We start from the raw sequence: 23,182 nt of genomic DNA, 5'->3' as shown, positions 1-23,182 counted from the left end.
GTATATATCTTTTTTTGGAGGAAGAGGTTCTAAAAAGTTATCCCCGCTAGGATAAGTTGATCATTTATCTCTTTCTCCTTTTTCAAAATCAAAAATTTTTACTATTTTCGAACTCCTTTACATCTTTAAAAAATGAAGATTAATGGCACTAAAGATAAATAATTAAAATATTTATTTCGTATATAAATTATTATTTATGTAAATTTAAAAACTCCAATTACCTTATTTTAAAAACACTTTTTATAACATAAACAAATAGTTTTTGCCTATTGTCCAGATTCATTTTCCAAGTTAGCATAGGAAGACATCTCATTAAAAAAGCTTTCTCTATGGACAAAGAAGAAGAAATGGCAAAAATCTATACAAATGATAGTAAACATGAAAAATATCAAAATAAATTAGAATATTTTTTCGACCAACAACGTAAATATGAGCAAGAATTTAGTAATACATTGGAGGCAAAAAAAATACATGATGTGCGAAGTGATTTGTACAATTATCTTCGTGATATTGGACAAAATGGTGATATATCGTTACTCATCAGTAGTGAGCGCTCTTTAACAGAAAATGATTTTATCCGGTACGGTAACAGCAAAACGATGATAAAAAGTTTTAAGAATGCTTTAGCTTATATAGATGTCATTGAAAACCATATAGCTCTTGTTAGTGATCCTGTACAATACCAATTTATAAATAAAACACACAGCTTACCCAAAAACCGAAAAGGTGGATTGCCTTATGATGAGGGGCGTAAAGCAATGGTATGGCATTATAAATGGCTAGAAGATACAGGATTATACATTTCAACCTCAATTGAATTATCAATCAACGAAGCACGAAAAGATAATATGAAAGTAATTCAAAGACTTTACGAACAAATGCAAGCAAAAGCTATCGATATAGATTTTTCATAATATTGGATAGGTAATTTTCAAACTCACAATATTAGTATAGTACACTGAAAATATGCCATATTAGTATGCAATACGTTTTAATTTTTTATCTACTTTTTTCTTAAGTTCATAGTACCGAATGATAAAAATACGTAAATCAATCGCTCTAATTGTTGCAGTATAGCGTTCGTAGTAATCTATGTCATCTATATTTCGGCGACCATAATATCCAAAATCCCATATGACAATCAATCCGCAATCATACAAACGCGAGAGAATTGTACTAATACGACCTGGACTAAGAGAGCCAAAACTAATTTCTTGATTTGTTCTAAGAGTGATAGGAAATCCACCTTTTTTAAATTCTTTATCAGGTATTATTGCTAATAAGTTGGTAAGAATAACAGCTTCTGAATCAGAAATTAAATCAATCATGGGTAATTTAGAAGCTAATCTATATAGTCTATCGCGGCTTACTGTTTTATATTCAACATTCTCTGCTATTTTCTGATATTCTAGATGTTGTGCAGTTAACCGTCGCCCTATTATTTTCTTTGTTTTATCCATTTATTTTTTTCACTTTAATAAGATTTTTTATGCAAATTTTGACATTGTTAGATCTTTTAACGTTTTATTGAGTTCAAACTCAAACAAAGAGCTTTTTTCTTCGTTTAGCTTTATTTTCTGATTTTTTTCTAAGTTTAAACTATTTATTTCTTCTTGATCAGCTTGCTTCAGCAAAGCATAGAGTGACCGTTCTAGGTATAATTCTCCTCGAGTTTCTTTATCAATCATGCCGCGCAGATATCCACCTGGTGATTTTACAAGTCCTCTAGCATATTTTTCAAAAATGATAGCAATAGCCAGAGCTGTTTTTTTAAATCCCATAATTTTTGTAGCTTGTTCAGCGGCATGTTCTGAAACTTTAATCATTCTGTACATAGGATACATAGAATGTACCAAATCGCTTTCTGTTTGGAATGTAGCTTGCCAGCGGGTTTTGTATATTTTGCCACTAGGTTTTGTACCAATTCATTTTTTTTCACAGGGTCTTCAAAGGCGGTTTTCTGGGCTTTCACAGACTTTTCAAAATTTTTCACAGGGTTTTCACAGACCTTTCAAAGCCTTCTCTCATTTTTACCTTTGAAACGCTCTTTTTTCTAATTTTTACTATTTTTCGCTCTTTTTTACAATTTTAGGTGTCAAAATCTATTTTGACAAAACGCGCTTTTAATGCTAAATTTTATACATAAAAACAACGAATTATCACGTATTCCTACCTAATCCCACCTTTTCCCACTTAGTACAAAACCTAGTGTCAAACTACATTGTAGCTGTGTATGTAGCTTGCCAACGGGTGTAGCTTGCCAACGGGTTTTGTATATTTTGCCACTAGGTTTTGTATCAATTTATTTTTTTTCAAAGTTTTTCTAAGATTCGTAATTTCTTATGAAGCATCTATTGGATTGGGGGCTTAGATCTAAGATAATAATTTTTAACTTAGACGGATTTTTACAGCCCCCGTATAAAAGATTAATTAGAAATGATGAGCAATGACAAGAAAAACAAATGTTAAACAAATCAAAAATTGACTTATCATTAGAGAATAATTTTTGTTCAAAAGTACGTTTTTTACCAAAATTGTGCCCTAAAATGAAGGTTGTTGATTTTTCAAATGGCGTGTCTTCTATTAATTCAACATTCGCTTCAGATACATTCAATATTATCTCTTCTAAAATTTACAAGAAACTATACCTGTAGAGCAGGCAAAATCTATAATCGCTTCCTTTAATGCGCAGAAACTACCTTTAGTTTAGTGGGTTGGACCTCATTCATCTCATTATAAAGTTGATGAAGTTCTCTTATCTATTGGCTTAGAGCATGTTGAAACAGAGGTAGGAATGGCAGCTTTAGCGCAAGATATAGACTCACATGTTACTTTTATGCCAGATAGCTTCAAAATCAAGGAAGTTGAATCACTTCAAGATTTTAGAGATTATGGAAATGTTATGGCATCAGTCTTCGAGCCTTTTAATGAAGAAGCAGTTATATTTTATGAAACAATAGGCCGTTGTTATAAAAAAGACTCTGATGTAGAGATGTTCGTTGGTTATATAAATAACAATCCTATAGCAATATGTTTTTGTATTAAAGCGGATGGGATTGGTGGATTGTATGATATTGTCACCAAGCCAGATTTTCAGAAAAAAGGTATTGGGACATTCATGACAAAAATTGCTATTGAGCATTTAAAAAGAAAGAGATGTCATGTTATTGGTATGCAAGCCTCTCACGAGGGAATTAGCATTTATAAAAAATTGGGCTTTACAAACTTTGGTGAATTTAAAATTTATTCCAATAAACACATAGTGGTTTAGCTCTGAATTCTTTTTTGCTCATCAATTAAAAGAATTTATTATTTTCAGCAGAACTCAAATATGATCAAGCAATCGATATAACCAAGGAAGCTTGGCCAATCGCCTTTAATACTGATAGTGAAAAGCTAAAATCAGTTTTACAAACATAATTGTTTCAAATGGCTCACTCAAATTTTCTCATTTTTACTTTGTCTTAAATAAAGATATCTATCACAAATCTAAGTTGAACAAATGTAATTTTTTATATGATCGATAATCTACTGTCTGTTACTGATATTTATGAAGAGCTCGAAAGCAAACATTTAAAACGACAGTTGCATCATAATTTGTTAGATGGTTAGTCTGTTAGTTAATTAATAGAAAAAATTTTCGCTTTATAAAATAACCAAAGGAGCTTAAAAAATCTTTCAAAGATCATTTAAAGGTCCTTTATGTGTATTGTTTCTTTTTCTATGTCACAGTTGATGATGAAAAATCCCTCACGCTAATTGTAATTATTTTCAAACGAAATAAACTGTTTTCACCTATTATTTAGAGTAAATTAAGTTTTTGGAATTTCTGGCACATCATTTGAAATGACAAAAGAAATTTTCCCCTTGTACTTGTGCAAACAGCGTGGACATTATTTGATAATCCTCTTTCTTGAACAAATTCTTATCCAGAATAATCTTCAACACAAAAATAAATTAATAACTTGATTTATAAAGATAATTTATCATTATTTATATTGAGCAAGCGTCTCAAATATCATAGGATTATCTCATTTCAAATCTCTATACATTAAAATCACTCACAATCATCTGCTCACGCATAACAGGAAAAATTGAGGCATCAATAAAATTCACTTGAAGAAAGGAATAAAAACTCTTCTTCTGAACGCTCTGAAATACCAAAGATTATCGCAACATTGGGAGCTAAAATAGTATAGGGAGGTACCCCTTTCACCTTGAAAAGGTAAAAATGGGAAGCATAATAGCTTTATACACTTCATAGAGGCTTTAGACCATTCACGAACGTTATTATAAAATGGATGTGACACACTTTGAGAGAAATCTCTTTAAAATAGACATGTGAATTAACAATATAAGTGCATTCTATTTTACATAAGGAACATAACTTCAAATCAAGATAAGGTAACATAAGGTGTTGAAACCGTCATAGTGCACAATAAAATCAGACTATTTTAAATGTTTAATGGTAACATCTGCTAAACAACAGAATAAAAATTCAATTTTGAAAAGATTAAACCATACGCTACAGGTCTATTGAAACTCCGAATGGCTACTCATATGAAACGCCAATAATTCCATAAAGCAGTTCCATAAAAAAGGATAATGAGGTTGTAATATCGGAAAAAAATTTACCACATCACCTGAAAGATCATTAATAATTCCATCAGGAAGTATCAATTTCTATTTAGAAAACCCTATCCATGCTGACAAAAACTATGTAAATGTTAGATATATAATAATTTTGATGACGATTTTGGCTCACCCTGTTTTGCCACCAATATAAGAAACAGCGAATATAGCGGGATCCGCCAGCTTTAATATCGCCTTGTAAAAGGTCTTTCCCTCTACTCTTTTTGCTATCAAATCCTGATTTTACAATTCCTTGCTCTCTTTTTTATACTCAAAATTGCCTCTGAAACAGGATAGATTAATCGTAAAAAATATATAAAAGAAGCAAATTATAACATTTTTTCTTATCCTTCTTAATACAAAATAACTGTTAAGCTACAATGCGCTAACACTTATCAGTCATAAGTCCAAAACATCATATAATGACGAAACAAATTCATAGAGTGAAGATTTTTCACAATCAATCGTTGTATTAATCTTTCCATAATGCATAAAAATGATGAAGCGGCCCTCGCCCTTTCCCTACTTTTAAAGCATCTGAAGCAGTTAAAGCGCCATGCAAATAATCTTTTGCTTGTTTAACAGCGCAATCCAAAGGTTGAGTAGGTAACAGAGCTGCAATGGCAGCAGAAATGGTACACCCTGTCCCATGATCATGAGTGGTTGAAAGACGAGAAGCTTCAAGTATAAAAAGGTTTTCACAATCACAATAAAGATCTGGACTAGAACAATCGTAATTTTCTGTGCTATTTTTGGTAAGCGTATTCAAATGTCCCCCTTTTAACAAAACTGCATGACACCCTAGCGCCAAGAGTCGTGGAGCATATTGATACATAGTCTCTAAAGACCATTGCACTTCACCCCCCAATAACAGTGCAGCTTCAGGCAAATTTGGCGTGATCAAAGTTGACATCGGCACAAGAACATCACGCATAATTTCAATTGCATCAGACTTTAAAAGAACATCACCACTTTTTGCAACCATAACCGGATCAAAAACAATGAAACGCACTTTATGATAAGCAAGACGTTCTGCAATAACCTGTGCAATCTGAGCATTTGCAACCATACCAATTTTAACGGCATCAACATGGATATCCTCAAAAACAGAATCAATTTGATCTGCAACAAAAGAAGCATCTAATGCCTGAAAAGAACGCACACCCTGAGTATTTTGTGCAACAACAGCTGTAACCACACTCATACCATAAGTTTTCATAGCTGAAAAAACCTTCAAATCCGCCTGCATTCCAGCGCCACCAGAAGGATCTGTTCCCGCAATAGATAAAATCCGTGGAATAAAAAGTTTATCTTTTTGTAATTCCATTAACCTCTTTCCTTCTGTTTTTAAATATCGGAAAATGAGTTACCGAAAAAATAGATGCTTGAGAAAACATAAAGAAGATGTTTTCTCATGTGAATTATATTATATATGAAGTCTTCTTATAGATATAAAATGGAAAATGTAGTGCTTATCCTTCGTTCTATTCTTTTTACGTTCGCTTTTTATACAACAACTTTCATACAAATGATTCTTTACGCTCCCGTTTATTTTTTAATGCCCCGCAAAAAGGCATGGATTGTCCCTAAAACATGGGCACGCGTTACACTCTTTTTGCAAAAATACATCGCAGGCACAAGTTATGAGATTGAAGGTTTAGAAAATCTTCCCAAAGGCCCCTATATCATTGCTCCAAAGCATCAATCAGCTTGGGAAACTTTCAGTCTTGTTCCTTATTTTGATGATCCCACTCTCATTTTAAAACGTGAATTGATGTGGATTCCATTGTTTGGCTGGTATATGGCAAAAACGCAAATTATCCCCATTAACCGCACAACACCCATCAAAGCTTTAAAAATGATTATACAAAAAGCAAAAGAGAAAGTAAAACAAGGGCGCCAAATCTTGATTTTTCCCGAAGGAACACGCCGACAACCCGGTCAAGAACCAGATTATAAGTCAGGAATTGTCGCGCTCTATAATGAATTAGGACTTCAAGTTGTCCCTATTGCACACAATGCGGGTTTATATTGGCCACGCAATAATTTTCGCCGCTATCCCGGAACAATTCGTGTCCGTATTCTTCCCCCGATAGAAGCGGGTTTAAGCAAACGTGATTTTCTAGATCAACTTGTCCAAAAAACTGAAAAAGCGTGTGATGAACTGCTTCTCTTAGCAGCTCAAGATCCTACCCCTCCTCCTATGCCACCATACGCTGTTCAGAAACTTCAAAAACTAAATCATCATGAAACAATGCACTAATTGATAAGAATAATGCATAACTTTGTATATTGAGCGGAGTATAGGGAACAAAAATATAAGAAAGATACTTCAAACTTTCTAATTCAAAATTATAAAACACATGTACATGATAAGAAATAATCAATGTGTAAATTTTTTTGAAAAAGAATTCTTCCTCTCTTTAAAATCATTTAAATAACATACATCTCATTGACTTATAAGGATGTTTTAGCGTTATTCAACTTGAATGAGAACCCTGAATACCGTAAGATTCTCTCATTTCAAATCTATTCTAGGTTGAATCAATTAGAATCATTTTCTTACACATTACAAGCGGGGATATCTGTGTGAATAAAACGATACAAGAAAAGATTAAAATGCTTTTTACGAACCGTCTCAAGTGCCAAGGGCTATCCTAACAGGAGAGCAAGAAAAATGCATGATTATGCAGATTCATTCCTTTCTGAGAAATTCAATCCCTCCAAGAACATGAAATCTTGTACAATCTTCATTATTTAAAAAGTATTTCTTGAGATACTTAAGTCATCAAACCAAATTCAAGGGGAAAATAAAAATGAGTGTTGGTTTTTATCCCACAGACACAACGGATACAGCAATTAACCATCTTTCCTCCCTATCCTAGACTTAAAAGCTTTGTGTGCTACATTAAAACAATTCTAAATAACGAATAAGAGGGAACTAGATTTAAATTAATGCAACGTCTCTTCTATAATTTATTTTTTTCTGTGATTTTGAGTTTATCCAGCGCTGTTGCTTTAGCGCAGCCTTTTATTTCTGTTGATGTTACAACGAGGCGTATCTTAAAACATAATCAAGCTTTTGAGCGTTGGTATCCTGCTTCCTTGACAAAATTAATGACCGCTTATGTTATTTTTCGTGCCATGAGCCGAGGAGAAGTTTCACCAAACAAACATATCACCATCAGCGAATACGCCGCAAAAGCTCCCTCATATCGTTCAGGCTATAAAGCTGGTTCTGTACTCACACTTGATACAGCCTTAAGTATCACCATGGTTAAATCTACCAATGATTTAGCCATTGCCATGAGTGAAGCTGTTGCGGGTTCACAGAAAGATTTTGTACATAAAATGAATAGCGAAGCTAAACGTTTAGGCATGTTTGGCACCCATTTTGCGAACGCAAGTGGTTTACCAGATCCTCAAAACTATTCCACGGCACGCGATATTGCTCTTTTAGCCGTTCAAATACGTAGAGAATTTCCACAATATGCTCATTATTTTTCTATTCCAGCCATTGATTTTGGTAATAATCGAAAAATCCAACATAACTCAAACAACCTCATTGGCCGTTTTTATGGGATAGACGGTATGAAAACAGGCTTTATTTGTGCCTCTGGTTTTAATCTTGTTGCTTCAGCCACCCGCAATAAACGTACAATTATTGCTGTCATTCTAGGTGCTAACAACATAAGTGAAAGAGAAGAAAAAGCTGCACAACTTCTTGAAATAGGATTTTTGCACCAAGGAACCCCCCAATTAACACTAGCAACATTAAAACCTTATGGGAGCAACATAACAAAAGCCAACAATATGAGACAACAAACATGCACACCTGAAGCCATAAAAATGCATGCAAAATCATATGATGATCAAGGAAATATTATTCTCACCTCACCTTTTATCACTGCTCCACCTTCTTTTTCTCATCCTTTATCAGTACACCTCATTCGTACGCCACAAACACCTAAAATGACAGTAAAACCACTAAGAAAACCCTATATTCCGTATAAAAGGCACGCAAACCATTCTATAAAAAGCCATAGATCATAATCTACAATTAATTATAATACTTTGATTTATAATGATAATTAATTATTTTGTACCTTATGTCAAAACCACAAGTATTGTAAGATTCTCTCATTTCAAATCTGTATTTGTTGAATCAATAAAACCAGTCTCTTGCGCGCCACAAGGTGGATGAACATGTAGATAAAATAATTAAAACAAGGAATAAAAATCCTTCCTATAAGTCCTTTCAAGAACCAAGAATTATCATAACATTGATGCTAAAAAGTGTATAATATACCCACGTGCACCTACCTTTATAAGCGTAAAGATAGTGGTACAATGGATCTCATGAGGGATTAACCATTACATCCCTCACGGACATCATTATAAATTGGTTAGACATACTGAGATATATTTTTTAAAAACAAAACTATGATTGATGATTAACATGAAAATAAAGCGCATCCCTCTCACGCTTATTACGGGTTTTTTAGGCTCTGGCAAAACAACTTTGCTCAACCGTATGCTACAAGACCCTCTTCTAACAGAATGTGCTGTTATCATCAATGAATTCGGCGAAATCAGTATTGACCACCTTCTGGTTGAAAAAACAACAGAAGGAATTATTGAGCTTGCCAATGGTTGCTTATGCTGCAATTTACGCAGTGATCTCATCGACACATTAATTGATTTAATAAATCGCGTTCAGACAGGACAGATCAAACAACTCCATCATATTATCATTGAAACCACAGGGATGGCTGATCCCGCCCCTATTTTACAAATACTTTTAAGCCACCCATTGTTTATTCAAACATTGTCCATAAATGCTGTTCTTGCAACATTTGATACATTAAGCCCACTTTCCATATGTGAGCGCTATCCTGAAATATATAAACAATTAATATTTGCTGATAAAATCATTCTCACCAAAACAGATCTTAGAAACCCACAAACGCTTTCAGATGCACTCCTTAGCACACTTAAAACAATGAATCCTACAGCACAAATCATTGACGCCCATTCTAAAGATTTCTGTTCAAATCTATTAATAAATAACACATTATGGGATGAAAAAGTAGAAAATACAAAACTTAAACAAAATCTTACGACTACCCCACATGATCATAGCCCCCATAAAACCATTCGTACCTTTTCACTAAACTGTGAGGGTCCTGTTGATTACGCCACAATTGAGGCTTTTTTAGATCTCCTACAAGAGCGTTATGGTACAAAATTATTACGTATTAAAGCAATTATCGCATTACGTGATGACCCTTATCGCCCACTTGTATTACATGGCGTACAAACATTTTTTCATCCTCCCATAAGATTACCAGCATGGCCAAAAGGAATAAAACAAACACGTTTCGTCATCATTGCCGATGGTGTTGAAAAAGACGCAATACAAAAGCTCCTCAATGCTTTTTTTAATAAACCAGCAATAGATACTGCAGACAAAACAGCTCTCTTAGAAAATCCCCTGGTCATTCCAGGAATAAAATTTTAATTTTTTCTCCCCTTCAATGATATAACATTAAATTCATTAGCACCACCATCTTTATGCTTTTAAAGGAGCAAACCGGCACCATTACACACTTTGCTAATTCCCAATGTTGAAACAGCTCTTGGTACTTGAGACGGTTTGTAAAAAGCATTTTAGTCTTTCTTGCACAGTTTCACCCACGCGGCTATCCCCGCTTGTAACGTGCAAGCAAATGGTTTTAATTTATTCAACATGGAACGGCTTTGAAATGAGAGAAGCTTACGGTATTCAGGGTTCTAATTTGACTTAAAAAACTAAATTATCATTATAAATCAAATTGTTATGATACAAAATTTAATACCCATCAATCTGCAAATAGATTGTTTTCTCTCTAAATGCGCTTCATCTGCAAACCACTTCATGTGATTCATTTCACAGATCGATTGGCCAAATTCTTGGTTCTAAAATATTCTGCTCAACTCTATATTTATTCAAGCTAATTGAAATCAAAATCCCTGTTAAGAAAAAAACCAAAATTAGACAGAGGCAATATCGCATTTTAAAATATGTGAATGTATCTTATATAACAGCACGACAAGACAATATTTCACAGCATAAAAGAATAAAACTCTTTGAAAGAAATAAAAAGAGAGGTATATTTTATATTAACTTACTCTTCACTAAAAACGAAGATTGATACCAGTAACGATGTGCAAACAATCCAACTTCTTTGAGAAAATTCCTCTTGGCTTCCCACTTCATATAATTTACTTACATAAAGCTCTATGAAAAAACTCTGCGCTTTAAAATATTGACCACTCACTTAAACACCTTATGTGCAAGTTTTTGCATATCCTGTATGACCATTATTAAGTGATAGTGTTTACGGTGCAGTAGGATACAATACCACTCACTGCATTAGAGAAACTGAATTTTTATCAATATCGCGATTAAAAACGTAACGTTTTCCATAAACCTCAACAGTTGGAGGTTGACGATTTTTTTCAAAAAAATCATAACCTTTCTTAAGCATAATCCAGAATTGATAATGAGGATTCTTGCTATGGCGTGACATATTATCCTCGGTCATGCGGAAAGGAAAAGCCTGCAACTGAAACTCTCTTTGTCCTCCTTTAAAAGCATCCCGTGCAAACGCATAAATCTGAGCCATGTTCTTATCACTCATAGAATAACAACCTGCGGAAAAGCAAGAACCATGCACCATAAGATTGCTTCCTGTGCGACCATTTTCCTGATCATAAAGGTTAGGAAATCCTATATTAAAAGAGAGATAATATTTTGAATAAGGATTCATTTGGTTTGCGCTAATAGTATAAAAACCCTCTGGTGTCTGAAGATCCCCTTCTTTATATTTAGGTCCAAGCTTACCAGACCATTTGCAAATGCCATAGCGAGCAACCAAGATAAAAGGTCCTGAACGAGATTGCTTCCAAACTTCAGCAAGATTTTCTTCCTTAAAAAACCGCATCATAATCGGTGCATAGGGATCTATATCATACAGAACCATTCTATTTTTGATTTCTTGCGGCAACGGCTGCTCAACTTTAGCGCGAATAGAGGCTGGTAATCTTCCTTCACATGCTGTCAATAGTCCCATTACAAACAACACACACACAGCGAGGAATCTGCTAAATGTCATCGAATAAAACTCCAATCCAACACCCCTCACAAAAAATAACCTATGTTAGAGATCGACCAATTTGAAGGTATTTTTCCCTTCGCTCTTGTTTAAGCACTTGACCATCTTTTCCAGCCATAGCTTTTAAAGCCTCTGAAATAACATCACCCGTTGCATCAATGACAATCTCTTTGCCACGATGTGCTCCCCCTAAAGGTTCCGAAATAATGCCATCAATAATCTTTAAGCGATACAAATCTTGAGCGGTAATACGCATATTCATTGCAGCATCTTTTGCACGAGCTGGATCACGCCATAAGATAGAAGCTGCTCCTTCTGGTGAAATAACAGAGTAAATTGCGTGCTCCAACATATAAACTTTGTTGGCAGCCGCGATTGCTATCGCCCCTCCAGAACCGCCTTCTCCAATAACAACGGAAACCACAGGAACTTTCAAACGCAAAGTTGTAGCTGTTGATTGAGCAATTGCTTCCGCTTGCCCACGTTCTTCAGCGCTTACCCCAGGATAAGCACCTGCTGTATCAATAAAAGTGAGGAGTGGCAAACCAAAGCGGTCAGCCATTTCCATAATACGTACAGCTTTACGATAGCCTTCTGGACGTGCAGAACCAAAATTATAGCGCAAACGTGTTTGCGTATCGTGACCTTTCTCTTGACCGATATAAGCAATGGCCTCACCTTTAAAGCGTGCAAACCCCGCTTGAATAGCCTCATCTTCAGCAAACTTGCGATCTCCGGCCAAAGGCGTAACATCACTCAATAGGCGTTTAGAATAGTCCATAAAATGGGGACGATCCGGATGACGAGCGACTTGTGTTTTTTGCCACGGCGATAATTTTTTATAAATATCGCGCAACGCTGTTTGGGAACGCGTTTCAAGACGAGCAATCTCGTCACTCATATCAAGACTGCCTTTTTCCTGAGAAATTTTTTTTAATTCAAGAATTTTCCCATCAAGATCAGCAACTGGTTTTTCAAAATCAAGATAATTATACATTTGTATCAACTCATTCAGTGTCACTTATACACTTATAATTTGCTTTATAAAGTCTTTTTCAAAAACATCACCTTTTCTTTAACGAGCCTTTTGCTCATCGGCAAGTGGATGATGCTCATTGACTAAACGATAAAGTCCCTCTTCCAACACATGGGTATAAATCTGAGTGGTAGCAATATCAGAATGACCTAACAAATGTTGAACGGCACGCAAATCAGCACCATTTTGCAAAAGATGACTAGCAAAAGCATGACGCAACACATGGGGAGAAAAGCTATCACTTCCTATCCCTGCTCTTCTAGCGAGATTTTTCAACTCTCGTGCAACGACTTGACGAGCAATATATCCTGTCTCGGAATGCGCAGGAAAAAGATAAGAACTCGTAGCATCCTTTCCCTGATCACGCAAGTTTAACCACTGTGAAAGAACTTGGCATGCTTTTTTTGATAACAGCACCATTCGTTCTTTTTTGCCCTTACCACGAACCAAAACGCTGTATTCCTTCCTTCGAACAGACTGAACCGGCAGACTCACCAACTCACTAATACGTAACCCTGTTGCATAAAGCATTTCAATCAATAGCTGAAGACGCAGTGCACGGAAATAACCTTTGGACCCATAGTCTGCTTGATTGACTTCTAACTCCGCAAAATCAAGCAATTTTATCACTGCATCTTCACTCATGATTCTGGGCAAAGGACGCCTCTGACGAGGTGCATCAATATCATGAGAGGGATCATCTGCTCTCAACCCTTCAGCATAAAGGAATTGATAAAACTGACGCAAAGTTGATAAACGGCGCGCTTGCGACGATGCCGCAAAACCAAAAGTATGCATAAGCGACAAAAGGGTAATTAAATCTTCTTTTTGTGCTGAAAAAAGCGAAACAGAGTGTGAAGACAATTCGTCTTGTGCCCACTGCAAATCATGCTGATAAGCCGCAAGCGTATGAGACGAAGCCCCTCTCTCCGCACTCATCATCTCAAGAAAATGATCTATCACAGCACCACTTTTCATTTCATTGATTCGCTTCCGTAGAAAGATTCCATGAATCCAAGGGAACATCAATGTACATATCCACAGTTACTGGTTCAACCCAAACCACAAGAGCACCCATTATAATGAAAAGAACAGAAAGCAAAATGAAAAGAATCATCAAAAATCTAGTCAATGTTGGCATAAAACAATAACCTACCCAAAAATATTCTATCTCGTATTATGCCTCACAAAGATTAACAGGAATTGACTTTAAGATGGATAAATGCCGAAATAAAGTTATGAAAAGCAATCGACCAAAACGCGTCCCCATAACACAAATAAAGAATCAGCTCTTATCGTCCCTTGATAAAAGAGCACTTGTCCTTGTTGGTCTTATGGGGGCAGGCAAATCAGTGATCGGAAAACGCGTCGCCACCATGCTCCGTTTACCTTTTTATGATTCTGACCAAGAAATTGAAAAAGCTGCACAAATGACAATTACGGAACTCTTTGAAATTTATGGTGAATCCGAATTTCGTGCTCTTGAACAGCGTGTTATTCTAAACCTCATGAAAAAAAATCCCCTTGTTTTAGCAACAGGTGGTGGTGCCTATATAAATGAAAATATCCGAAAAGCCATTCACAAAAATGGTATATCCATATGGCTAAAAGTCGATCTTGATATCCTCATGCAACGTGTCTCAAAGCACCCGACACGTCCCTTGCTTCAAACAGCCAATCCTAAAGAAACCATGCAAAAACTCATGGAACAGCGTTATCCTATCTATGCAAAGGCAAACTTAACAATTAACAGTCATAAAGAAAGCCGTCATACCGTAGCACGAAATGTTATACGATCCGTACAGCACTACCTATACACAGAAATTAACAATAGGGATAACCAGCATGCAAACCAAAACCGTCACTGTTAAACTGGACAAACACTGTTACGATATCATCATTGGTCCGGGTCTGATTACACAAGCTGCTTCACAAATTAAACATGCTCTTAATAAAAAAGATCCTCATCAAACGCGCTTGGCGCTTGTTACAGATACAAATGTTGCTTCCCTTCATTTGGAGATATTGCAAGCAGAATTAACAAAAAATAAAATTCATACTGTCCCTATTATTGTAGAAGCGGGAGAACAATCAAAATCATTTTCAACCCTGCAAGTTGTCATCGATCAAATTCTTGCTGCGCGTTTAGAAAGAGGCGACTGTGTTATTGCTTTTGGCGGTGGTGTCATTGGCGATCTAGCAGGATTTGCGGCAAGTATAATCCGCCGTGGTATGAACTTCATTCAAATGCCCACAACGCTTCTTGCACAAATTGATTCCTCTGTTGGTGGAAAAACTGGAATCAATAGCCAATATGGCAAAAATCTTATCGGTGCTTTTTATCAACCACAATGCGTTATTGCTGATACGTGTCTTCTTGATACCCTGCCGCCGCGCGAATTTCGCGCTGGCTACGCAGAAATAGTAAAATACGGTCTCATTAACCAACCTGACTTTTTTGAGTGGCTTGAAAAAAATGGGCAGAAAATTTTCTCTAATGGCCCTATGCGAACAGAGGCCATTGTTCGCTCATGCCAATTTAAAGCTGACATTGTAGCACGCGATGAGTACGAAACGGGAGAGCGTGCACTCTTAAATTTTGGCCATACATTTGGACACATGCTTGAAACAGCAACCGCTTATGACTCCAACCGTTTAATCCATGGCGAAAGCGTAGCAATTGGGATGATTCTAGCTCATCAATTCTCTGCTCAATTAAATTTAATAAGCCCCACGCTTACACAACGCATTGAAGCGCACTTCAAATTTATAGGATTGCCTACACAATTAAAGGATATCCCAGGGGGTCTACCAGATGCTGAAACTTTAATGACTCTCATTGCCCAAGATAAAAAAGTTTCGCAAAACAATTTGACTTTCATCTTAACACGCGGACTTGGCCAATCATTTATTGCAAAAAATGTTTCACCAGATGCAGTTTTATCCTTTTTGGAACAAAAATTAACAGAAATTCGTTAATTCATATTGAATATAATTGATTCGTTTTTATACTTCTATTAAAGATTAAATATGATGATGTCTGCGTAGCTCAGTAGGATAGAGCACAGGATTCCTAAAGAAATTGGGCACTTTGAGGAGAAATCCTCAAAGTGAATCTGCTCAAATTCGGGGAAAGCTTCATGGGCGACTATATGCCAATCCCGAGCCAAGTCTCTTTTCAAATGAGAGAAAGGTGTAGAGACTGAACGGGCAGCACCTAAAGAGCAAAAGCTTTAAGGTGAAGAGACAGTCCAGACCACAAACAGCCGATAAGGCTGGCGGTGAAAATCGAAGTGGTATGAATCCTGGGGTCGCAGGTTCGAATCCTGCCGTAGACACCATCGTATCAGTCAAATTATTCTTTGTGCACAATATTAGGAATATAGGGAAGCATCATGAAAAAAACTTTGCACATTTTAGGATTTTTCACCGCTTTAAGTTTATCACTCTTCAGCTCAAACAATAGCTTAGCTGGTTCTTTAATCATTGAAGTACCAGACAATCCAGAGCCCAAAACAGAGACCATTACCTATCAGTGTGATACTGAAACAGGTAAAGAGCGCGTAGAGGCAGTTTATCTTAATGCTGACAATATTTCGTTGGTTGATTTCAAATGGAACGGTGATCGTGTCATTGCTGCTAATGTCATCGCGGCAACAGGAGCAAAATTTGCAGGAGCTCAGTACATCTGGTGGGAGAAGAACAAAGAAGTCACGCTTTATGACCTTGCTCAGGATCCAGAAGAAAAAAAACCTATCCTATGTAAAGATGAGTCAACATTATTATTTTAAATAACACGGGAAATATTATGAAAAAAATTTCTTTTACTAAACAATTTTTCATTACTTTAAGTGTGTTCCTTCTCGGTTCAATTAATGCATTAGCAAGTTCTTTAGTCATTGAAGTACCAAATGATCCAGAACCAACAACAGAGACCGTCTCCTATCAATGCGACATGGGAACAAGCAAAGAGCATGTTGAGGCAACTTATCATAATGCTGGCAATATTGCGCTTGTTGATTTAAAATGGAACGGTAAGCGCATCGTTGGTTCTAATGTAATTGCCGCTTCTGGAGGAAAATATGTGGGTGGTCAATACATTTGGTGGATAACTAAAAATGAAGCCATATTTTACGATCTTATTAATGATCCAAAAGAAGAAAAGCCCATCCACTGTGTAGAAGAAAAAAGCACAGAATAAAGAAGGTTCTTACATTTCAAGAACCGCGCTGGCTCTCATCTCTTGATGTTCCTTCTGACGTGGGTAACTTTTCCTCCGTCTGGTGTAATAAAAGAGCCAGCGGTTTTTCTGACTGTTCTTCTGAATGATGTCGATAAGCTGCTGTATGTGAGAGCAACATAGAAGCTACCGGCGCTGTTAAAAATAAAAAAAACATTAGCAACACTTCATGAAAAACAAAATAATGGTCCACAAATATTGAATAAAGAAATGAAGAAATAAGAATACTACCAACGCCCCAACTCGTACATACTGAAAGCATATGCAAACGCTTATAAAAATTGGAAAAACGCACCAAACCTATCGTTGCGATCAATGTCAATCCAGACCCTAATATTAAGAAAACTGTGATAGCAATAGCAACCACAAGCGATATATCATCTTTCATTCAATAATCTCCCCCCGCATAAGAAATTTCGCCAAAGCGATGCTTGAGACAGATCCCAACAATCCAATAATGAGAGCTGCGACAAAATAAGTGGTTGTTCCTGAACGAATATCGAATGTAAGAAACAAAAGAATAGTAGTTATATAAAGGGCATCCAAACCAACAATTCTATCCTGCGCCCGTGGACCACAAATCAACCGAAACAGCGCGAAAATCACCGCTAAACTTAAAAAAAACTGTGAAAAGAAAAGCCCCCAATAAAGAATCACCATACTCATAAAAAAATCTCCAAAAGCAATTGCTCATACCGTTTTTTGATCAACTGTTTGTAATCATATCCATTTTTTAAATTTAAGACATGAAGCAAAAGTTCACCCTTTTTACTATTATAGGCAACCCAAGCAGTTCCAGGGGTTGCCGAAAGGATACATGCTAAAATAGCCAAAGCAGTGCGATTATGAAGCAGAAGAGGTACTACAATAAAACCAGATTTCTGCTCTCGAGACCTTTTTGTTAAAACAAACCAAGTCACCGAAACATTTGAGAATATAGAATCTATAAATACTCGAAAAACGAGACGAAAAACCGCACTCCAGCTTTTAATAACAGCCTTCTCCGGCTCCAGAAGCCGTATCATCCAACCACAAAACAAAGCGGTTAAAATCCCTAAAAGCAATTGCCCTAAACTAAAACCATTTAAAATAAGCCACATAAGGACAATGACACCACTGAAAAAAGGGGAAGGACAAAAACGATTCATTTACTCACCTCCCTATTTTCGAGAGAAAAATCCGTTAAAACGCTCCCAATATAGTTTTGAGGTTCATATAAAGTCTTAGCAGTTTCAGACATATAATGACTAACAGGACTAGCTACAATTGTTATAAGAAAACACAAAGCAAGGAGAACGGCAATAGGCGCAAATTCTATCACTTGCACACGGGGAATACGCCCTTCAAGAGAAACCCAAAAAGTTCGGATACCCGTTCGTGTCAATGCAATCAAAGCCGCAAAACCAGAGAGAGTGACAAAAACTACAAAAAGCCAATCTTGGTAAACCGGTAGAGAGGCAGAAAAATCCTCTCTACTGTGGTTTAAAATTGCCATGAACATCATAAATTTAGCAACAAAACCAGAAAAAGGCGGCAATCCAATAATCAAAATGGCACAGATACCAAAACAAGCTCCAAGAATTGCCAAGGTTACTGGAAAATAGATGCCAACTTCATCTTCTTCCTCCTCTTCATCGTCACCATACACCTCCATTGTGACAGCAAGAACATTAGCAGCCACATCTTGACAGCGTTCAACCAACTCTACCAAAAGAAAAAAAGCTCCCAGTGCTAAAGTTGAAGAAACAATATAAAAAAGTGCGCCTGCTGTCAGTGCTGCATTGCCTATCCCGATCGCAGTCAACAATGTACCAGAAGAGACAAGGACACTATAAGCTGCCAAACGCACCAAAACTTGGCTTGCCAATACCCCAATAAAACCAACAATCATAGTGGCAAGCCCACCATAAAACAAAACCGTATGACCAAAATGGTTAAAATATTCACTTTCAGAACCAAACCATAGCAACGTTAAACGTAAAATAATATAAATACCCACCTTGCTCAAAAGTGCAAAAGAAGCTCCAACTGGCGCTACTGCTGCACTGTAAGTTGGCACCAACCAAAAATTAAGCGGCCACATACCCGCTTTAAGCAAAAAAGCAATACCTAAAAGTGCAACACCTATTTCGAACAAAACAATATCTGTAGAAGATATATATTTTATTTTAACAGCCAAATCGGCCATATTAAGAGTACCAACGACTCCATAAATGAGCGCTATACCAACTAAAAAGAATAATGAAGCAACAAGATTAACCACGACATAATGCAACCCTGCGCGCACGCGTGTTTGACCAGAACCATGCAAAGCAAGCCCATAGGAAGCTGTTAACATAACTTCAAAAAACACAAATAAATTAAATAAATCACCAGTCAAAAAAGCACCATTTATCCCCACCATAAAAAATTGCATTAGTGACTGAAAATGAGAACCAGCTTTGTACCAATGAGCCCGCGCAAAAACCAACACGCTAGTCACCAACAAGCTGGAAAGTAAAAGCATCATAGCGCTTAAGCGATCAAGGACTAAAACAATTCCAAAAGAAGACGGCCAATTACCAAGTCGATAAACATCGCAAGCCGGTGCTATTTCAAGAGTACGTATAATCAATAAAATGGCAGTAACGACCAACAGTCCCGCAGAAGAAAGACTGATGAATGATTTAAGTCTTGCACGACGTTCATCATAAAAAAGAAGAAGTGCTCCAGTGATTAACGGCAAAAGAATAGGCAAAATAAGGAGATGATGCACTCCTATTTCCATTATTGCACCTCACGTCCATCAACGTGATCAGAACCCGTTAAACCACGTGAAACCAACAAGATAACTAAAAATAAAGCTGTTGTTGCAAAACCAATCACAATTGCAGTTAAAACCAAGGCTTGTGGGAGAGGATCGACATAATTAGCTGGATTAATAACAGGGGTAGGATCAACAATTGGAGCAGCATTACTACGCGGTCTACTCATTGAAAATATAAAAAGATTAACACCATAGGAGATCAAGGACAAACCAAGAATGACTTGAAAAGTACGTGGACGCAAAACAAGCCAAATACCTGATCCGACAAAAACACCGATACCCAAAGAAAGAACAATTTCCATTAATTTTCCTTCTCTTTTAAAATAGGTTTCTTACCGATTCGGTAACTCCGAATTGACTGGTGTGCAAGCGCAATTAAAATGAGAACAGTTGCTCCTAACACAAGAGAAAGCACACCAAAATCAAACAAAAAAGCGGATGCCATGGAAACTTTCCCAATTAACGGAAGATGAATATATCGAAAAAAGGATGTTAAAAAAGGATATCCAAAAAACCAAGAGCCCATCCCCGTTACGACTGACAACAATAAGCCAAAGCCTATCCAACGCAAAGGTAAAACTCTCAAATGCGTTTCCACCCACCGAATATCGCGTGCAAGATATTGTAAAATAAATCCTATTGCCAAAGTAATACCACCGACAAATCCACCTCCTGGCAGATCATGCCCTCGCATGAATAAATAAATAGCAAAAGCGATAATAATCGGAAAGAGCCAACCCATAATAACAGCAGGAACAGCTAAATAATTCAATACTGTATCTCCCACATTTCGATTAGGCTGTGCTATATCAAAGGCTTTCTGGATACGTTGTTGAAAAGGCGCATCAATACTCTCAGGCGCAGGACGAAAACGTCGTAATAGGGCAAAAACAGTAAGGGAAACAACACCCAAAACCACAATTTCTCCCATGGTATCAAAACCACGGAAATCAACCAATAACACATTCACAACATTGCGACCACCAGCATCTGAGTAAGCATGCGTTAGAAAAAAATCAGAAATCGTTGTACCTTGGGGACGTGTCATCACTGCAAAAGAAAGCCATGCTACACCAGCACCTCCTACAAGGGATATGATGAAATCACGGAAACGACGCAAGCGAACCCAAAAACGAACAGCAGCTGGCCCAGGGTCATGCAAACGTTTAGGCAACCACCGTAAACCAAGCAATAATAAAACGACTGTAACAACCTCAACAACCAATTGTGTTATTGCTAAATCAGGAGCAGAAAGCCATAAAAAGGTTGCACAAGTCATCAAACCAGCTCCCCCTAAAAGCATAAGTGAAGCAAGACGATGAAACTTTGCTCGCCAAGCAACTAAAAGCGCACATAATCCGCCAACCAGCCAAAGAGCGAGAAAAGGAATATCAAGTGGAAAAAGCGGTAATGTCCCCACTGGAATGAAACCATCGCACCAAAGTAAAAGACCAACAAAAGCAAAACAGACCCAAAAAATCCAATGCAATTGGATCTGCAAACGGCGTGTTGACAAAGCAGATTCCACCGCACGGGCCCATTTCCAAGAAATAATTACGAGAATGCGTTCAAAAATACGCGGTCCTTTTAAGTGACGGAAAAAAGGAGCCCCATCATCACAGGATAAAAAATAACGATGCCCGACAGCATAGAGCAATCCGCCCCCTAATAATGCAACAAAACTCATCACTAATGGAGTGTTAAACCCATGCCAAACAGCCAAACTATAAGGAATTGTCATTGTTCCTAAAACAGACACGACCGCATTATCTAAAATAGGTCCTATTGTTAAATTAGGAAAAATACCAACCGCTAAACAAATAAACACCAAAAGCTCCATTGGTAAACGCATGAAATGCGGTGGTTCATGGGGAGTCTTGGGTAAATTGTCAGGCTTTTGTCCTAAAAAAACGCCATGAATAAAGCGTATAGAATAGGTCACACTAAACAGACTAGCTAGCGTTGCCACATAAGGCGCAATCCAATCGAGCCATGATTCCATATGCGTTTCAACAGCTTCAGCAAAAAACATCTCTTTCGATAAAAAACCATTCAACAAAGGAACCCCAGCCATCGCTGCACTCGCAACTAAAGCAAGAGTTGCTGTGATAGGCATAGAACGATAAAGCCCTGACAGTTTACGCATATCACGTGTTCCCGTCTCGTGATCAATAATGCCAGCAGCCATAAATAAAGAAGCTTTAAAAGTAGCATGATTAGCCATATGAAAGATTGCCGCAACACATGCAAGTGAACTACCAAGACTTAAAAGTGTTGTAATTAATCCAAGATGACTAATAGTCGAATACGCAAGCAGTCCTTTCAAGTCTTGCTGAAACATGGAAAAATAAGCACCTAGAAGAAGAGTTGAGAGTCCTGAAAAGCCAACCAGCCAAAACCAAGATTCTGTTCCAGAGAGCACAGGCCATAAACGAACAAGCAAAAACAATCCCGCTTTTACCATTGTTGCCGAATGCAAATAAGCCGATACAGGGGTTGGAGCAGCCATCGCGTTGGGTAGCCAAAAATGAAAGGGAAATTGCGCGCTTTTTGTCAACCCTCCCAATAAAATGCAAATAAGGATAGGACTATAAAGAGAACTTGACCGGATCATATCTCCAGACTGCAGAACCTTATCCAAATCAAAACTGCCAACAGTATACCCAATCAATAAAACTCCAATAAAAAGGGCAAAGCCGCCAAAACCTGTGATCGTTAGAGCCATACGCGCACCCTCACGCGCACTTGCATTATGGTACCAATAGCCGATTAGCAAAAAAGAAAAAATACTGGTGAGTTCCCAGAAAACAACCAAAAAGACGAGATTACCTGATAAAACTATTCCTATCATTGATCCCATAAAGGCCAAAAAAAAGGAAAAAAAACGCGGTACAGAATCCGCTGGATCTATGTAATAACGTGAATAAATGACAACAAGCAGCCCAATCCCTGTAATAAGCAAGCAAAAAAGCCACGACAAACCATCTATGCGGAGAATCAAATCGCTTCCCCATTCTGGAAGCCAAGAAATATCTAAACGCACTATGTGGTTTCCGCGAACTTCCGGATAAAGCATTATTGTAAAAATAAGACAGAAAAGTGCGACAACCCCAGCAAACCACGCTTCATTATTTTTTGCTGTCGAACGAAAAAAGCCAATGACAGCACTTCCACCAAAGGGAAGCAAAACAAGCAATACCAACATTGCTTCCCGTGTTGTCATTCTTTAAACTCCATTTTGCCTTAATATTTTGTCATCGACAAAATAAAAACTTATATTCTCACCCCCCATTCCACACTTAATGATAATA

At 37.0% G+C, this 23,182-nt stretch carries 21 protein-coding genes; 9 read left to right on the top strand and 12 right to left on the bottom strand.

All coding sequences use genetic code 11. The features are described 5' to 3' along the window. The first annotated feature begins 329 nt into the window (after positions 1 to 329). A complete protein-coding gene (locus ACFINU_RS00955) occupies positions 330 to 914 on the top strand; it encodes a hypothetical protein (protein WP_375667295.1) in 585 nt (194 codons plus the stop codon). Positions 915 to 974: 60 nt separating this feature from the next. Here ACFINU_RS00955 and ACFINU_RS00950 read toward each other — a convergent pair whose 3' ends face one another. Together ACFINU_RS00950 and repC are read right to left on the bottom strand one after the other, a co-directional pair. Next, on the bottom strand, positions 975 to 1,460 hold the full coding sequence (locus ACFINU_RS00950; RefSeq protein ID WP_273724029.1) for a helix-turn-helix domain-containing protein: 486 nt from the start codon (positions 1,458 to 1,460) through the stop codon (positions 975 to 977). A gap of 27 nt (positions 1,461 to 1,487) precedes the next feature. After that, a complete protein-coding gene (gene repC / locus ACFINU_RS00945; protein ID WP_375667298.1) occupies positions 1,488 to 1,901 on the bottom strand; it encodes a replication initiation protein RepC in 414 nt (137 codons plus the stop codon). 893 nt (positions 1,902 to 2,794) lie between these two features. Between repC and ACFINU_RS00940 the strand changes: the two genes are divergently transcribed. Then, on the top strand, positions 2,795 to 3,271 hold the full coding sequence (locus ACFINU_RS00940) for a GNAT family N-acetyltransferase (RefSeq protein ID WP_375617414.1): 477 nt from the start codon (positions 2,795 to 2,797) through the stop codon (positions 3,269 to 3,271). Positions 3,272 to 5,104: 1,833 nt separating this feature from the next. Here the strand turns inward: ACFINU_RS00940 and thiD are convergent. Further along, positions 5,105 to 5,959 carry a bifunctional hydroxymethylpyrimidine kinase/phosphomethylpyrimidine kinase gene (gene thiD, locus ACFINU_RS00935; RefSeq protein ID WP_375617415.1) on the bottom strand — a complete coding sequence of 285 codons (855 nt, stop codon included), beginning with the start codon at positions 5,957 to 5,959 and terminating at the stop codon, positions 5,105 to 5,107. Between the two features lie 129 nt (positions 5,960 to 6,088). Here thiD and ACFINU_RS00930 point away from each other — a divergent pair, with 129 nt between their 5' ends. The 3 genes from ACFINU_RS00930 (at position 6,089) to ACFINU_RS00920 (ending at position 10,153) form a co-directional block, all read left to right on the top strand. After that, entirely contained in the window at positions 6,089 to 6,895 is an 807-nt protein-coding gene (locus ACFINU_RS00930; protein WP_273790137.1) for a 1-acyl-sn-glycerol-3-phosphate acyltransferase, read from the top strand. A 692-nt stretch (positions 6,896 to 7,587) separates the two neighbouring features. Further along, a complete protein-coding gene (locus ACFINU_RS00925; RefSeq protein WP_375617416.1) occupies positions 7,588 to 8,685 on the top strand; it encodes a D-alanyl-D-alanine carboxypeptidase family protein in 1,098 nt (365 codons plus the stop codon). Positions 8,686 to 9,091: 406 nt separating this feature from the next. Continuing rightward, on the top strand, positions 9,092 to 10,153 hold the full coding sequence (locus tag ACFINU_RS00920) for a CobW family GTP-binding protein (RefSeq protein ID WP_375617417.1): 1,062 nt from the start codon (positions 9,092 to 9,094) through the stop codon (positions 10,151 to 10,153). An 886-nt stretch (positions 10,154 to 11,039) separates the two neighbouring features. Here the strand turns inward: ACFINU_RS00920 and ACFINU_RS00915 are convergent. The 3 genes from ACFINU_RS00915 to ACFINU_RS00905 all read right to left on the bottom strand — a co-directional run bounded on the left by ACFINU_RS00915 (position 11,040) and on the right by ACFINU_RS00905 (position 13,803). Beyond that, positions 11,040 to 11,789, bottom strand: coding sequence for a L,D-transpeptidase family protein (locus tag ACFINU_RS00915; protein ID WP_375633615.1), 750 nt, complete (start codon positions 11,787 to 11,789; stop codon positions 11,040 to 11,042). A 40-nt stretch (positions 11,790 to 11,829) separates the two neighbouring features. Further along, positions 11,830 to 12,786, bottom strand: a complete 957-nt coding sequence (locus ACFINU_RS00910) for an acetyl-CoA carboxylase carboxyltransferase subunit alpha (protein WP_375617419.1) — start codon at positions 12,784 to 12,786, stop codon at positions 11,830 to 11,832. Between the two features lie 78 nt (positions 12,787 to 12,864). Next, positions 12,865 to 13,803 carry a site-specific tyrosine recombinase XerD gene (locus tag ACFINU_RS00905; protein WP_375617420.1) on the bottom strand — a complete coding sequence of 313 codons (939 nt, stop codon included), beginning with the start codon at positions 13,801 to 13,803 and terminating at the stop codon, positions 12,865 to 12,867. Positions 13,804 to 14,063: 260 nt separating this feature from the next. Here ACFINU_RS00905 and ACFINU_RS00900 point away from each other — a divergent pair, with 260 nt between their 5' ends. The 4 genes from ACFINU_RS00900 (at position 14,064) to ACFINU_RS00885 (ending at position 17,026) form a co-directional block, all read left to right on the top strand. Continuing rightward, positions 14,064 to 14,696, top strand: a complete 633-nt coding sequence (locus tag ACFINU_RS00900; RefSeq protein WP_375639547.1) for a shikimate kinase — start codon at positions 14,064 to 14,066, stop codon at positions 14,694 to 14,696. Continuing rightward, positions 14,671 to 15,804: a 3-dehydroquinate synthase gene (gene aroB / locus ACFINU_RS00895; protein WP_375639448.1), complete on the top strand. Its 1,134-nt coding sequence runs from the start codon at positions 14,671 to 14,673 to the stop codon at positions 15,802 to 15,804. Before ACFINU_RS00900 ends, aroB begins: the two co-directional genes overlap by 26 nt. Positions 15,805 to 16,220: 416 nt before the next feature. Further along, the gene (locus ACFINU_RS00890) at positions 16,221 to 16,616 is read left to right on the top strand and encodes an MliC family protein (RefSeq protein ID WP_375617422.1); all 396 of its coding nucleotides are present in this window, start codon (positions 16,221 to 16,223) and stop codon (positions 16,614 to 16,616) included. Positions 16,617 to 16,633: 17 nt separating this feature from the next. Next, the gene (locus tag ACFINU_RS00885; protein ID WP_375633929.1) at positions 16,634 to 17,026 is read left to right on the top strand and encodes an MliC family protein; all 393 of its coding nucleotides are present in this window, start codon (positions 16,634 to 16,636) and stop codon (positions 17,024 to 17,026) included. A 16-nt stretch (positions 17,027 to 17,042) separates the two neighbouring features. On the opposite strand, the gene mnhG is transcribed toward ACFINU_RS00885, so the two are convergent. The 6 genes from mnhG to ACFINU_RS00855 are packed head-to-tail and all read right to left on the bottom strand — an operon-like array spanning position 17,043 to position 23,094. Next, positions 17,043 to 17,453 (bottom strand): monovalent cation/H(+) antiporter subunit G, encoded by a 411-nt coding sequence (gene mnhG / locus ACFINU_RS00880; protein WP_375614351.1) that lies wholly within the window; start codon positions 17,451 to 17,453, stop codon positions 17,043 to 17,045. Then, positions 17,450 to 17,731 (bottom strand): K+/H+ antiporter subunit F, encoded by a 282-nt coding sequence (locus tag ACFINU_RS00875; protein ID WP_375639451.1) that lies wholly within the window; start codon positions 17,729 to 17,731, stop codon positions 17,450 to 17,452. Before ACFINU_RS00875 ends, mnhG begins: the two co-directional genes overlap by 4 nt. After that, positions 17,728 to 18,213 carry a Na+/H+ antiporter subunit E gene (locus ACFINU_RS00870; RefSeq protein ID WP_375639452.1) on the bottom strand — a complete coding sequence of 162 codons (486 nt, stop codon included), beginning with the start codon at positions 18,211 to 18,213 and terminating at the stop codon, positions 17,728 to 17,730. Before ACFINU_RS00870 ends, ACFINU_RS00875 begins: the two co-directional genes overlap by 4 nt. After that, on the bottom strand, positions 18,210 to 19,832 hold the full coding sequence (locus ACFINU_RS00865; RefSeq protein WP_375639453.1) for a monovalent cation/H+ antiporter subunit D: 1,623 nt from the start codon (positions 19,830 to 19,832) through the stop codon (positions 18,210 to 18,212). The genes ACFINU_RS00870 and ACFINU_RS00865 overlap by 4 nt, the downstream gene beginning before the upstream one ends. Continuing rightward, complete coding sequence (locus ACFINU_RS00860; RefSeq protein WP_375617427.1) at positions 19,832 to 20,173, bottom strand: Na+/H+ antiporter subunit C; 342 nt, start codon at positions 20,171 to 20,173, stop codon at positions 19,832 to 19,834. The genes ACFINU_RS00865 and ACFINU_RS00860 overlap by 1 nt, the downstream gene beginning before the upstream one ends. Beyond that, on the bottom strand, positions 20,173 to 23,094 hold the full coding sequence (locus tag ACFINU_RS00855) for a monovalent cation/H+ antiporter subunit A (RefSeq protein ID WP_375617428.1): 2,922 nt from the start codon (positions 23,092 to 23,094) through the stop codon (positions 20,173 to 20,175). Before ACFINU_RS00855 ends, ACFINU_RS00860 begins: the two co-directional genes overlap by 1 nt. Between the last annotated feature and the right edge of the window lie 88 nt (positions 23,095 to 23,182).

Source organism: Bartonella sp. AC130YNZD (assembly GCF_042196865.1).
Lineage (GTDB): Bacteria > Pseudomonadota > Alphaproteobacteria > Rhizobiales > Rhizobiaceae > Bartonella.
Note: the sequence above shows the minus strand (reverse complement) of the source record. Positions and strands in the feature narration are given on the sequence as shown.